This window comes from Streptococcus sp. 2021WUSS126, from assembly GCF_044427255.1.
Taxonomy (GTDB): domain Bacteria; phylum Bacillota; class Bacilli; order Lactobacillales; family Streptococcaceae; genus Streptococcus; species Streptococcus hashimotonensis.
The window spans coordinates 1-14062 of sequence record NZ_JAOTGI010000021.1 but is presented as its reverse complement, the minus strand read 5'-3'; the positions used below and the strand labels follow the sequence as shown (position 1 = coordinate 14062).

The 14062-nt window shown below is 41.1% G+C and carries 11 protein-coding genes; 2 read left to right on the top strand and 9 right to left on the bottom strand.

From position 1 onward, the window contains the following. Positions 1-113: 113 nt before the first annotated feature. Positions 114-1658: a peptide chain release factor 3 gene (locus tag ODU39_RS08115; RefSeq protein WP_002935863.1), complete on the bottom strand. Its 1545-nt coding sequence runs from the start codon at positions 1656-1658 to the stop codon at positions 114-116. 237 nt (positions 1659-1895) lie between these two features. On the opposite strand from ODU39_RS08115, the gene ODU39_RS08110 reads away from it, so the two are divergent. Further along, the gene (locus ODU39_RS08110; RefSeq protein ID WP_398580210.1) at positions 1896-4232 is read left to right on the top strand and encodes a cation-translocating P-type ATPase; all 2337 of its coding nucleotides are present in this window, start codon (positions 1896-1898) and stop codon (positions 4230-4232) included. A gap of 29 nt (positions 4233-4261) precedes the next feature. Here the strand turns inward: ODU39_RS08110 and ODU39_RS08105 are convergent, their stop codons facing one another. The 8 genes from ODU39_RS08105 to pbp2b form a co-directional block, all read right to left on the bottom strand. Beyond that, a complete protein-coding gene (locus ODU39_RS08105) occupies positions 4262-4960 on the bottom strand; it encodes a TIGR02206 family membrane protein (RefSeq protein WP_105179016.1) in 699 nt (232 codons plus the stop codon). A gap of 160 nt (positions 4961-5120) precedes the next feature. Continuing rightward, on the bottom strand, positions 5121-5717 hold the full coding sequence (locus ODU39_RS08100; protein ID WP_044758252.1) for an NAD(P)H-dependent oxidoreductase: 597 nt from the start codon (positions 5715-5717) through the stop codon (positions 5121-5123). A gap of 93 nt (positions 5718-5810) precedes the next feature. Then, on the bottom strand, positions 5811-6332 hold the full coding sequence (locus tag ODU39_RS08095) for a Crp/Fnr family transcriptional regulator (protein WP_202855276.1): 522 nt from the start codon (positions 6330-6332) through the stop codon (positions 5811-5813). A gap of 27 nt (positions 6333-6359) precedes the next feature. After that, positions 6360-7721, bottom strand: a complete 1362-nt coding sequence (gene murF / locus ODU39_RS08090; protein ID WP_398580209.1) for a UDP-N-acetylmuramoyl-tripeptide--D-alanyl-D-alanine ligase — start codon at positions 7719-7721, stop codon at positions 6360-6362. A gap of 392 nt (positions 7722-8113) precedes the next feature. Then, entirely contained in the window at positions 8114-8494 is a 381-nt protein-coding gene (locus ODU39_RS08085; protein WP_105248782.1) for an OsmC family protein, read from the bottom strand. A 103-nt stretch (positions 8495-8597) separates the two neighbouring features. Then, positions 8598-9644, bottom strand: a complete 1047-nt coding sequence (locus tag ODU39_RS08080) for a D-alanine--D-alanine ligase (RefSeq protein ID WP_105256713.1) — start codon at positions 9642-9644, stop codon at positions 8598-8600. 104 nt (positions 9645-9748) lie between these two features. After that, positions 9749-10345, bottom strand: coding sequence for a recombination mediator RecR (gene recR / locus ODU39_RS08075; RefSeq protein WP_024386938.1), 597 nt, complete (start codon positions 10343-10345; stop codon positions 9749-9751). An 8-nt stretch (positions 10346-10353) separates the two neighbouring features. Beyond that, positions 10354-12429, bottom strand: a complete 2076-nt coding sequence (gene pbp2b / locus ODU39_RS08070) for a penicillin-binding protein PBP2B (RefSeq protein WP_398580208.1) — start codon at positions 12427-12429, stop codon at positions 10354-10356. A 198-nt stretch (positions 12430-12627) separates the two neighbouring features. Between pbp2b and ODU39_RS08065 the strand changes: the two genes are divergently transcribed. Continuing rightward, entirely contained in the window at positions 12628-13791 is a 1164-nt protein-coding gene (locus tag ODU39_RS08065) for an IS30 family transposase (RefSeq protein ID WP_398580207.1), read from the top strand. Positions 13792-14062: the final 271 nt, after the last annotated feature.

Genomic DNA, 14062 nt, shown 5'->3' with positions numbered 1-14062 from the left:
TGTCTTGCCCAGCTTCATGTATTCTATCATATCCTTTTATAGTTATCTTTATCAAGGTAAACTGATTACCATCAGCTCTCATCTACCACTAGAAAAGGTTCACTGGACCTTTTCTACATCTTCTCCTCCAACTCCACATCAGGATATTTGTCCGCGAACCAGCGGAGGGCAAAGTCGTTTTCAAAGAGGAAGACGGGTTGGTCAAAGCGGTCTTTGGCCAAGATGTTACGGCTTGAGGACATCCGTTCATCCAAATCTTCTGGCTTGATCCAGCGGACTGTCTTTTTACCCATCGGGGTCATAACTACCTCGGCATTGTACTCACCTTCCATGCGGTGTTTGAAAACTTCAAACTGGAGCTGACCAACGGCACCCAGCATATACTCGCCAGTCTGGTAGTTCTTGTAAAGCTGAATAGCCCCTTCTTGCACCAGTTGCTCGATTCCCTTGTGGAAGGATTTTTGTTTCATGACGTTTTTAGCAGAAACTTTCATGAAAATTTCAGGGGTAAAGGTCGGTAGCGGTTCAAATTCAAACTTGTTCTTGCCTACGGTCAAGGTATCCCCTACCTGATAGGTCCCCGTATCGTAAACCCCGATAATGTCACCCGCTACTGCATTTTCCACATTCTCACGGGATTCGGCCATGAACTGGGTCACGTTGGACAACTTGGCTCCCTTGCCTGTACGAGGCAGGTTAACTGCCATACCGCGTTCAAATTCACCCGAAACCACACGGACAAAGGCAATGCGGTCGCGGTGACGCGGGTCCATGTTGGCTTGGATTTTGAAAACAAAGCCTGAAAAATCTTTGTTGAGCGGGTCAATGACATCCCCTGTCGTTGTCTTGTGACCATGTGGCTCTGGAGCAAACTCCAAGAAGGTGTCAAGGAAGGTCTGCACACCAAAGTTTGTCAGGGCTGAGCCGAAGAAAACAGGTGTCAAATCGCCGTCCAAAATCGCCTGCTCTGAAAATTCATTCCCAGCTTCCGCCAAAAGTTCAATATCATCCAGAACTTGTGCATAAAAGGGGTTAGAACCAAAGAGCTTGTCACCCTCGTCCAAGCTTGCAAAGCGCTCATCACCTCGATAGAGTTCTAAGCGTTTGTTATGGAGGTCATAGAGACCCTCGAAAGATTTCCCCATACCGATTGGCCAATTCATTGGATAGCTGGCAATACCCAAGACTTCTTCCAACTCCTGCAATAAATCAAGTGGCTCACGACCATCACGGTCCAACTTGTTGATAAAAGTGAAAACAGGAATGTTGCGGTGCTTCACAACCTCAAAGAGCTTTTTGGTCTGGGCCTCGATACCTTTAGCAGAGTCCACCACCATGACAGCCGCATCCACCGCCATCAAGGTACGATAAGTATCTTCTGAGAAGTCCTCGTGCCCTGGTGTATCCAAGATATTGACCCGCTTGCCTGCGTAGTCAAACTGCATAACAGAGGAGGTAACAGAGATACCACGTTGTTTCTCAATATCCATCCAGTCAGACTTGGCAAAGTTACCAGTCTTTTTCCCCTTGACCGTACCTGCTTCACGAATCTCACCTCCAAAGTAGAGCAACTGCTCGGTAATGGTTGTTTTACCCGCGTCCGGGTGAGAGATGATCGCAAAGGTGCGGCGTTTCTTGATTTCTTCTTGTAGTGACATAATGCTTCCTTTTCATTTTTTTGTATTTTGATTCATAGCAGAGCTGAGCTCTTATCTTATTCGATTTACATTGGAATCATCCTTATTCTTTACTAGACAACTCTCTTATTATATCGGAAATAAGGGAATTTTTCAAACTATTGAAGAATAGGTCTACAGACCTATACTGTTGTATTATAAATATGTTACAATAAGTATGAGATGTATTCTATATACTAGAAAAAGAAAGATAAAATAATGAACAAAAAAATAAAAGGTTTATCAACCAAGGAAGTACAAGAACGTATTCAAAACCAGCAAACCAATCATTTTAAGACAAAGACCAGCGCCAGTAATTGGGAAATCTTCAGACGAAATGTGTTTACATCTTTTAACGCACTCAATTTTGCCATTTTCTTAGCCTTACTAGCTGTTCAGGCATGGTCCAACCTTTTCTTCTTCGGAGTTATTGTCCTCAACGCTGTTTCAGGAATGCTGACAGAATGGCGGGCACGACGAATGATTGACAAACTCAACCTGATGAACAAGGATTTTATCCGAGTTGTTCGCGACGGCGAGACAATCTCTATTGCACCAGAAGATATTGTCTTAGATGATGTTCTCTTGCTGTCTGCTGGCGAACAAGTTCCTAGTGATGCTATTGTTTTAGAAGGTATAGCCGAGGCAAACGAGGCTATGTTAACTGGTGAAAGCGACTTGATTGTGAAAAATAATGGGGCTGAATTATTGTCTGGTAGCTATCTAGTTAGCGGACAGATTTATGCAAAAGTCATCCATGTTGGCGCAGAAAACTATGCCAATAAACTCATGCTTGAGGCGAAAACTCACAAACCTATCGTCTCTCGTATTCTTTACAATATGGATAAAATTGCTAAATTTACAGGAAAAATTATCATTCCATTCGGACTCGCTCTTTTTCTAGAAGCCTTTTTCATCAAACTTCTTCCCTTAAAAGACTCAGTTATTACCAGCTCTACTGCCCTACTAGGTATGTTACCAAAGGGAATTGCTCTGCTAACCATCACTTCTCTCTTAACTGCCGTTATCAAACTGGGAATGAAAAATGTCCTCGTACAAGAAATGTATTCCGTCGAAACACTTGCCCGAGTTGATGTTCTTTGTTTGGATAAGACCGGAACGATTACTCAGGGGAAAATGACCGTCGAAAACCTGATCCCCTTAACCAACCATTATTCACTTGACACTATCCAACAGATACTCGCTACCTATATCCAGACAAGTGAGGATACTAATTCAACAGCTCAGGCCATTCGAAAAGAATATGGTGATTTAGAGCACCACTATAAAGCTAGTCACATCATTCCATTTTCTAGTGATAGAAAATGGGGAGCAATGACAATAGAAAACATTGGTCGCATTTTTCTAGGGGCACCAGAAATGTTGCTAACACAAAATCCTCCTTCTGTTTATGAGGCACAGGCTCGTGGTTCCCGTGTCCTGATTCTTGCGCTTAGCCAACAGTCCCTTCCTTCTTCTCAAAATCAGCTACCTGAGAATATTGAACCTCTAGCTCTATTAGAAATTGCCGACCCAATCCGAGAAGATGCCGCAGAAACACTAGCCTATCTTCGCTCGCAAGAAGTGATACTAAAAATAATCTCTGGTGACAATCCTGTGACGGTCTCACACATTGCTAAGGAAGCTGGATTTGCTGACTACGATAGCTATATCGATTGTTCCAAAGTTGACGACGAAGAACTAATTGCCAGAGCTGAAACAACCGCCATTTTCGGTCGCGTATCCCCACATCAGAAAAAATTGCTCATCCAAACTCTCAAAGCACAGGGACATACTACTGCAATGACCGGTGACGGGGTCAATGATATTCTTGCACTACGCGAAGCTGATTGTTCCATTGTTATGGCAGAAGGCGATCCCGCTACCAGACAAATCGCTAATCTAGTCCTCCTAGATTCTGAATTTCGCGATATTCCTGAGATTCTCTTTGAGGGACGACGCGTTGTTAATAACATCTCCCACATTGCTCCCATCTTTCTTATCAAAACAATCTACTCTTTCTTACTTGGCCTTATCTGTATCGCTAGTATCACCCTTGGTAAAGCAGAATATTTGTTAGTTTTCCCATTTATTCAGATACAAATGACCCTCATTGGTCAATTTGTTGAAGGTTTTCCTCCTTTTATCCTAACTTTTGAACGAAATATCCGCCCCGTAGAAAAACATTTTCTCAGAAAATCTCTTCTCTTAGCTCTACCAAATGCTCTCATGGTTGTTCTCAGTGTCCTTATTTTCCATTTAATGCAAGTCTTTGGATACTTAAACTTGCATGACATACAAACCCTCTCTTATTATGTTCTTGGTTCAACAGGTCTACTGGCTGTCATTCGTGCCTGTTTGCCACTGACAAAAGCTCGACTGGCTCTTATTATTTATTCCGTTTTCGGTTTCTTCATCAGCTCCCATTTCCTACATGGTCTGATTGAAATCCACCCCCTAAACAGTCACACATTGCCAATCTATTCTGGATTAATGCTTATTTTTATCCCTGTCTTTTTCTGGATTAGCTACAAACAAGGCGCATTTAAACGCTAAAAATAAGACTTGAAAGCAATTTTCAAGTCTTATTTTTTCAGTATCTGCGAATCCATTTGTCTGCTTTCTTTTTTCAAATAAGTAATCACCATAGCTTGTATACTCAAAATAGAGAAACAGAGCAGACAGGTTACCAAGAAGAAATTCAAAGGAAGATTATTAGTATTCACTAAAGGTGCCTGTCTCAAAAATCCATAATTTCCGCCAGTTAAAAGAGCTACTCCTAGAATCAGCATATTCATAATAAGCGTATATTTCGCCACCTCTTTTCCTTTCAACATCTCCCCTTCTAAATCAGATAACAGGTACAACATACAATTAACAGTCAAGGCGTAGTGGCCAATAACAAAAGTAAAGAAGGTTAGATGCGGGAAAGCAAATGGATCAAATACCGGATGAATAAAGGCCGAAAGCGATCCGAAAAGACCGAGATAAGCAAAATAACGTTTCAGAGGTCCGGGCTTAGCCCAAAGAATAAAGAGCATAGCCAAGCGACAATGATAAAAAGGAAGACTCTCAGAAATAGAAAAATCAGCCATAATATACCAAGTATAGAGGGAGACAATCTGTATAAATTGAAGCCACCAAAAAACAGTATGAAACCATCTCTTTTGGTAACAACGAAAACAAAGATAGAGCATGAAAAACCAAATAATCATGAGAAACAGATGTTCCAATACGTCCAAGTTCGGTGCTTCAGAAATCTGATTACTAAAAAAATCACTCATCTTATTAAATTCCTTTCTTTCCCCAGGAATCAGTATATCAACTTTTCGGTATTTTGACAAGACTTGCTAAAAAAGAGAGGTCTCACCTCTCTACTTTTCTATTGCTTCCACCACTTTTCCAAGAGTCATGGAGTTGGAGCCTTTGAAGAGGATTGACTTATCACTGTTGAATACGTTGATAAATCCGTTTTTCAATCTGCTCTAGCCAAGATTTTCTCTTTCTATCATCAACCATTTTTACCATGTTATAACTCATCCATTTCACATCTTTGTAACCTGTCTTCTGAAATGTTCCCTTGATTAACGCATTTTTGATGGCATTCCCATAAATTAGTTGATACAAAAATTTAGGGGTATTCATAGTTGTGATTATGGTGATAGTTTTTAGCTTCTCGTGACGTGCCTGCATACTATAGCCATTTGCTTTGTAGTCGTAAAATGCTCCTGGAAAAATAACTTTGTCAATGAAGCCTTTCATCATCGCTGGCATCAACTCCCACCAGATTGGAAAAATCAAGATGAGATGATCTGATTCTCCGATATGCTTTGAATAGGCTTGGGCTTGTGGATCAACCTGCTGATGTTTCACAAATCCGAGCAAATCTTCACTAGTCATCACAGGATTAAACTTTTCTGCATCTAAATCAATAACCTGCACTTGACTACCCGCCTTTTGAGCACCAGCTATACTGGCTTCTAAAATAGCGTGATTATATGATTTTTCATAGGGATGGTTATAGACAATTGTTGTTTTCATTGAAATTTCTCCTCTGTTTTTATATTGTTCCTTGTTTATCATTCAAGGTACAACCAGTATATTACAATCTAAAAAGACCGACATTAACAAATGTTAAGTCAGTCGTTTTTTTATTCTAGAAAGTGATACAGGAGTTATTCCTAGATAAGAAGATAAATAAATATCTGGAACTCTCCATAATAGGTCAGATTTTTCTTGAACTAATTCTAAAAATCGTTGCTCAGGTGAGTTTTTTATTCGTGACAGAAAAAGATGGTTGTATTTAATCATTTTCTGACTTAAAAGTATTGTCAAAGAGGGATAATACTCTGGGTGTTCTAGTAAAAATGTTTCAAATAGCTGCCAATTTAGGCAATAAACCACAGTATCTTCAATCGCTTGAAGACTGTAAATACTTTCTGTCTTCGTTAAAAAACTTTCAAGAGACGAAACCGAATCTCCCTCAAAGAAAAACTGAATAGTGATGTCTTTTCCGTCATGGTTATGCCACAACCTCAATGCACCTGACTCTACAAGATAAATCATATGCGAGACTTGACCTTCATCTAAAAGATAGTCTTTTGCCTTTATTGCTTTATATATTAAATGTGGTTGAATATCTTCATTTTGAAACAATTCATCTAGGATTCAATTCTATTTCTCCTATTTTTCTAACGCTTCCACCACTTTTCCAAGTTTCATAGAATTAGAGCCTTTAAAGAGGATTTGGTCCTCTTTCCCTAGACTTTCCCTAATCTGTTTTACCAGGTCTTCAAATTGATCCTGCTCTGCATTTTTCCTAAAGAAATAGACTTTTCCAATCGGGAACATCTGACTAGCCAACTGAGCCAAGCCTTCAATATCTTGACCATAGAAAATAACGGTGTCTAGCACATCGGGCGACAGGCTAAGAATCATTTGATTGTGGAGATTGACGGACTGGCTACCCAGTTCTTTCATGTCTGCTAAAACGGCGATTTTCTTGCCGCCTTCATTGGCTGGAATACTAGAGAAGGTTTCCAAAATCAAGCGCATAGCCGTTGGGTTGGCGTTGTAGACATCGCTGAGAATATCTGCTCCATTTGCCGCCTTCTTCCACTCGGTGCGGTTGCGGGTCAAGTTAAGACTGGCTAGGGCTGACTTGATTGCCTCATCAGGCACACCCAAGGTCTTGCCCACATAGCTTGCTACCATAGCATTGGTGGCATTGTACTTGCCCGTTACTGGGAGAAAAATGTCGCCGTCCATAAAGTTGACGGTGAAGGTCAGGTTATCTTTTGACTCGACCAGACTGGTCACCTGCAAATCAGCCTGCTCACCGAAGCGAATGAGTTCTACATGGCTTGGCAAGAGCTTATCCGCAATCGGATCTGCTGGGATCAGAAGCTTACTACCAGCTGTCATTCCATCCGCAATCTGTAACTTCCCTTTGGCAATTTCTTCTCGTGAACCAAAAAATTCCAGATGGGCTTCTCCAAAAAGGGTAATAACTGATAGACTTGGTTTGGCAATTTCAGACAGGAGATGGATGTCGCCCAAGTGGTCTTGGCCCATTTCCAATACCAGTTTTTCTGTATCGTCAGGCATATGGAGGACGGTGTAAGGCAGACCAATTTCGTTGTTATAGTTGCCTTGTGTCTTGTAAGTCTTGTAAGTCGTCGCCAGAACATCGTGAATCATGTCCTTGGTGGTCGTTTTACCGTTTGAGCCTGTCACAGCAATGACTTCTACCCCAGTTTTCTCTAGGTAGTAGGCCGCTAATTTTTGTAGCGCAGCCAAGCAGTCATCTACTAAGATGTGGGGAACATCAAGGCTGACTTCAGACAGGGTTACCGCGCAGCCATTTTCAAAAGCCACAGGAATAAAGTCATGACCGTCACGCGCTCCCTTAAGTGGAACAAAGAGGTCCCCAGTTGTGACGAGCCGGCTATCGAACTCGACCTTGTTGAGTGCTGTATCGGGATAAAGACTAATATCATTTTTTGCGCCCAAGATCTGAGCGACTTCATGTAGGGTTAATTTCATTGTTTTCTCCAATAAACTAAAAAGGGAGCGGGAAAGAACTCAAACATTCAAAGAAGAGTTCCCCTCATTTTCAAACAAGTAGCTTCGGGCTAAAATAGTCCACTGGACTATTTTACTCCCACCCCCGCACAGCTCAAACTGTCTGGGAGACAGTTTGAGGTTGGAAATAAAGCGAACACAGTTCGCATCAGTAGTTAGGTCAGATTTAGAGTGTGATACACGAACAAATCTGCCAATCAACCACTGCGCTGAGATGTTGACTCAAACTTTGAAAAGTGGACTGATTTATTTACCCAGCATCTTTCTATTATACCACTTTTTATCGAACTTGAGTGAGGACACCATCTTTCATCTCATAAACCTTGTCGCATTTCTTCAATTGCTAAAAACATCTACTCCACACTTTCTAAGACATAAAAACTTGTCTCAAACTTCAAGTCTTCCCTCAAAAGAGCTTTGACTTTACATTTCTTTTCCACATAGGCAAGAATCTCTTTCTGCTTTTGCGCTGAAACCGACTCTCCAATTCCAATCAACACTTCAAAACGCTGATTGTCCAAGCGACTCTCCACCTGAACAGGCATGGTTTTGTTGCCTTCTTGACTGGCATAATAGCCCTGCACACACATGGTGATACAGGCAGCTAAGCCAATATTAACTAGACTAACCGGAGTCTCACCCTTCTCCGTCACCCCAAAGGTACGTACTGGTTCTCCATAACCTTGAGAAAGAGCCTGAAACAGACCTTCCCCTTTTACTGTCGTTTGATACATAAACACCTCCACATACTTGAAACCATTCTATTCTTTTTTGCAAACCTTTGCAAGAATGTGAACTAGAAAAAGATTGGAAATTTTCCAATCTTTTTCATTCTCATTAAATCAAATGACTTTCCCGTTTTTCAAACATTTCCTTGGCCAAACGAACAAGCTCTTCAATCAAATCTGGATAAACCAAGCCCATATTATCCCAAAGGAGTGGATACATAGACCACTGGGTAAATCCTGGCATGGTGTTGAGCTCATTCAGGAAGATGTGTCCGTCTTCAGTCAGGAAGAAATCACAGCGAGAAAGACCACAACCACCGATAGCACGGAAGGCCTTGGCAGCATTGTCCCGCATGGTATCCATGATAGACTCATCAATCTTAGCTGGGATTTCCATGGTGATTTTGTTGTCGATGTATTTGGCATCGTAGTCATAAAAAGCAACGTCTTTGACTACTTCGCCAGGAAGTGTCGTTTTCACGTCAGCATTTCCCAAAAGACCAACCTCAATCTCACGCGCATTAACTCCCTGCTCAACGAGGACACGGCTGTCATACTTGAAGGCCAAATCAAGCGCCTTACGCAAGCCAGCTAAATCCTCAGCTTTTGAGATACCGACACTTGACCCCATATTAGCTGGTTTTACAAAGACCGGATAAGTCAATTTTCCTTCAATCTCTGCAATCTTATCGTCGATATTTTCACCCTCGATAACTGCCACATAAGGTACTTGGGAGATTCCTGCTGATTCAAGAACACGCTTGGTAGTGATTTTGTCCATAGCAACGCTGGAAGACAAGATATTGGTACCAACATACGGCATACGGAGAACTTCCAAGAAGCCTTGAATTGACCCGTCTTCTCCCATTGGTCCATGAAGAACAGGAAAAACGACTGCCTTTTCTTCATAAATATCGCTCGGACGGATTTTTTGCTCTTCAACAATTGTCGCGTTTGTCATGAGTTTTTCATCGGCAGACGGTGTTTGAGAAAACTCTTGCGTCTTTATAAAGTCCCCAGTTTGTGTGATGAAATAGGTTTTGACAAAAAATTTATCATAATTGATGGCACGCATGACGCTTTCGGCAGACAGAACGGATACCTCACGCTCTGCAGAACGCCCACCATATAGTAAAATCAAGGTTTCTTTTGACATATATTTTCCTTCCTGTATCAACGCTATTACTCTTAGTATAGCATAATTTAACAAATCATATCTATCCTATCTTAAAATTAGGAACGTATCTAACTACAGAACAGCTATAGCTCTGTGCGGTTTTCAATAGCCCTCAACAGGGTCACTTCATCTGCATATTCAATATCACTGCCTACCGCTAAGCCACGAGCTAGTCGGGTTACTTTGATTCCCGCAGGTTTGAGGACACGTGAGATATACATAGATGTAGCCTCTCCATCTGCTGTTGCATTGGTCGCCACAATAACTTCTGTAACCTCATTGTCCATCAGGCGAGTGAGGAGGGTTTTCAAATTAATATCATCTGGTCCGATACCATTCATAGGAGAAATCAAGCCATGCAAGACATGATAAAGACCGTGGTATTCTTGAATATTTTCCAAAGCTGTAACATCTCGACTATCCTCTACAATCAAAATAGTAGATTGGTCTCGCGTTGAGTCCTGGCAAATGGCACAGGGGTCCTGATCTGTCAGATTACCACAAACGGAGCAATAAGATAGGTCTCGCTTAGCTGCCAATAAATTTTTAGCAAATTCATTAACGACATCATCCTCCATGCCAATAGTATAAAAAGCTAAACGGGTAGCCGTTTTTATACCGATACCTGGCAATTTAGAATAACTATCAATTAACTTGGCAATAGGTGTAGGGTAAAGCATAAGCCTCCTTAGTTCATTGGGTGAAGTGATTGATATAAATTGATAATTTCTTGAGTAATTGTTTTAGTAGTTGTTGAACTTTGATTGGTCAAATTTGGTAGGACAACTGCTACCGCAATTTGAGGATTATCACTAGGCGCGTAGGCAACAACGTTGGTGTTGATCGCAGTAACCACATCTCCTGAAGCTGTTGTTGTATAGGTTTCGGCTGTACCAGTCTTGGCACTGATGGTCACGGTCGCACCACGACCGATAGCACTACCTGTATTAAAGCGCCCACCGCCATTGACAACTTGGTAGAAACCTTGACGAAGAAGAGACATATCCTCAGCGGAGATATTAACCTGATTCATCTCCTTACCAGATACGGTCTCAATTAATTCTCCCAAACCACCTTGGGCATTATTCCCATAAATTCCCTCAACGAGGTGAGGAGAAATCCGTGTCCCATTATTCGCAATGGTCGCTGCATACTGTGCCATCTGCATCGGTGTATAGTTATCAAACTGTCCAAAAGCGTTGGTAATAAAGTTGGCTGTCGTATACTTATCTGGTAAAAATCCTGTAGATTCGAGTGGAAGGTCAATACCTGTAGAAGCACCAAGACCATATTCTGCAAAAGTCGAACGAAGCTTAGTCATGGCGTTTTTCAATGTATCACCATCATTCAAATACATGTTAGCTGAGTAGGTCTGACCAAGTAGTCCCAAAGCAATTTTAACCATGTAGACGTTAGAAGAATATTCTAGAGCCTCTGTCACATCAATATTAAAACTACCATAGGCCCCATACCAAGAGGTAATTGGAGCTGAACCTGCAAAATAGATTGGTTCATCTAATTGAACCTGATTACCACTGATAACTCCATTTTCCCAACCAGAGCTAATTGTCGCTCCTTTGACGATGGAACCTGGTGTAAAGACACTTGTAATCGTACCAAGAGCATCCTCCGTAATAGTACTTGAGCCTTTTTCGTGACTATATCCTGACATAGCAAGCACTGCACCTGTAGAAGGATTTAATGCAACTGCATAAACACCTTCCGAGTAAAGCGCACTACCAGTAGCTAGCTCACTTTCAAAGTATTTTTTCAAAATAGCATTGACCCCATCTTGAAAGGCTAAATCAATAGTCAGTTTAATATTATTTCCCTGCTGCCCTTCTTGGATTGTCTCAATACTTTCGATATTTCCATTTCTATCCAGGTTTATTTGTTTTTTCTCACGTTGACCTTGCAAGACTTCTTCATATTGTTTCTCGAGGTAGGCAGTTCCCACACGGTCATTTGAAGAGTAGCCCTTGGATAGATAGTATTCTGCATCTTCTGCAGGCAAACCAGCCTGTTCACTCGTTACTGTACCGATAATGGAGCTGAGGGAAGTTGGTAAAATCGTCCGTTGCCAGTTATTGGTCGTTGAAATACCTGGAAGTTGACTTTCATTGGCTACGATATGAGCAACCTGTTCAGAAGTCAGAGTATCCGTTACCAAATTAACAGTAGAGAAGTAAGTAGCGCTATTCATCTGCTTGAACAGTTCAATCGCTTTATTGTCTTTCTCAGAATATTGTAATGCTTCGGCAGGGATACTATCAACTGCATTCGAATAAATTGTTGATTCGCTCAAGTAGTTACCATCGGAATCGTATTTTTTATCTTTTGGCAAGGCCTCGACTACCTGACGATAAACCTCTTCATCTGCCAAATAATAATCAGCCTTATCACGTTGAGTAATTGTTACGCCTGAAACATTGACCCACTGCAAGAGTTTATTAGCTACTTCTTTCATTTCCTGAGCAGACATCTTGTTGGGACGTGTGAAGGAGACGACCTGCTGAATCTCGTTTTCAACCAAAGGTTTTCCCTGCGCATCGTAAATCTGCCCACGGATAGAGCCATTGCTGATGATTTTCTGACTGGCAGTAGACAGCTTATTACTATAAAAATCATGATTGATGATCTGCATATCTGCCAGACGCAATATCAAAACTAGGAAAAGGAAAATCACGATAGAAAATAAAATATTTAAACGAAGGGAAATAAAATTTCCATCGTGTTCCAAAGGCTTGTTCTTTCTTTTTTTCACTTCAAAGACCTCATTCTAGAAATATCCTTCTTATTATACCACAGGCAAAAAATATTTTTTAGACAGAGCCTCCTTTTCAGAAAATATTTTCTTATAGTAAATTCCCAAAGTAAGTTCTAGTCTGTCTTAAAAACTGGAAACTAGAATGAGACAAAGAAATAAGGTAGAACTTACTATGGGACAAGTTGGTAACCGACAATGAAAAACAAACACTTAACTCTCTCTGATCGCAACGATATTCAAATAGGAATTGAACAACTTAAGCCCTTCTCGGCTATCGCTACTAAGCTAGGAAAAGACCCGTCCACAATCTCAAAAGAAGTTCGGAGAAATAGGCTGATAAAAGAGAACTCTAGTACCTCCAATTGTGAGACCTGCCCTCTACTCAAAAAGGCTCCCTACGTTTGTAATGCCTGTCCGAAAAAGAGAAGCAACTGCGGATACCAGAAACAGTTCTACTACGCAAAAAGAGCTCAGCTTGATTATGAAGCTAAGCTCTCAGAGTCGAGAACAGGTGTTGCCCTAAACAAGGAAGAATTCTATCGCATGGACGAAATTGTCTCTTCTGCCATCAAAAAAGGACAACACCTCAACCACATCATCGCCTCAAATGAACTTTCGGCATCCAGAGCTTCTATCTACCGATACCTTGAAAAAGGCTATCTTTCCACAAAAACCATTGATTTCCCACGTGTCGTGAAATTTAGAAAACGGAGAACCAGAAACCTCCAACCCATTCCTAAATCTGCCAGAGAAGGACGATCCTACGAGGACTTCCAACGCTTTCTCACAAAAGAAGGCATCAGCTATTGGCTGGAAATGGACACCGTTACTGGACGTATCGGCGGAAAGGTACTGCTCACCTTTAACCTCTCCTTCTGTAACTTTATCTTCGCTCGATTACTGGATAATAAAACAGCTAATGAGGTCGCTAAACACCTCTACGCTATCAAGAACAACCTGCATCAGAAAGAGATGAGCTTCTGCGAACTATTCCCTGTCATTCTGACCGACAATGGTGGTGAATTCGCTAGAGTAGACGATATCGAAATGGATGTTCGTAGAGAATCTAAACTCTTCTTCTGTGACCCAAATCGTTCTGACCAGAAAGGGAGAATTGAGAAAAACCACACACTTATCAGAGACATTCTTCCTAAAGGAAGTTCGTTTGACAACTTGACACAGGAAGACATCAACCTGGTTTGTTCGCATGTCAACAGCGTCAAACGAGCTGCTTTCAACGGAAAATCGGCTTATGAACTCTTTACGTTTACCTACGGTGAAGAATTGGCAACACTTTTGGGTATATCTAAAATTGACCCTGAGAATGTCAGCCAATCACCTCGATTATTAGATAAGTAATCGCTCGTTTTTATCATAAAAATAATTTCAAAATAGAAAGGAACTTGTCCCATCCAAAATTCCAGATAGCTAGAACTTACTTTGAGACGTCTCAGAGCCAGTAACTTTAGTGTACTCTTTTTTCAACATTTTCAAGCATAAAACTCACTATTATCAACATTTTTAGTCAAAAACAGAACTTAGTCTGAGACTAAATTCTGTTGGTTTGATGCAGTTTTCTCAGACTAACTTCTAGAATGTCTGAAACTAGAACTTACTTTGAGAATTTACC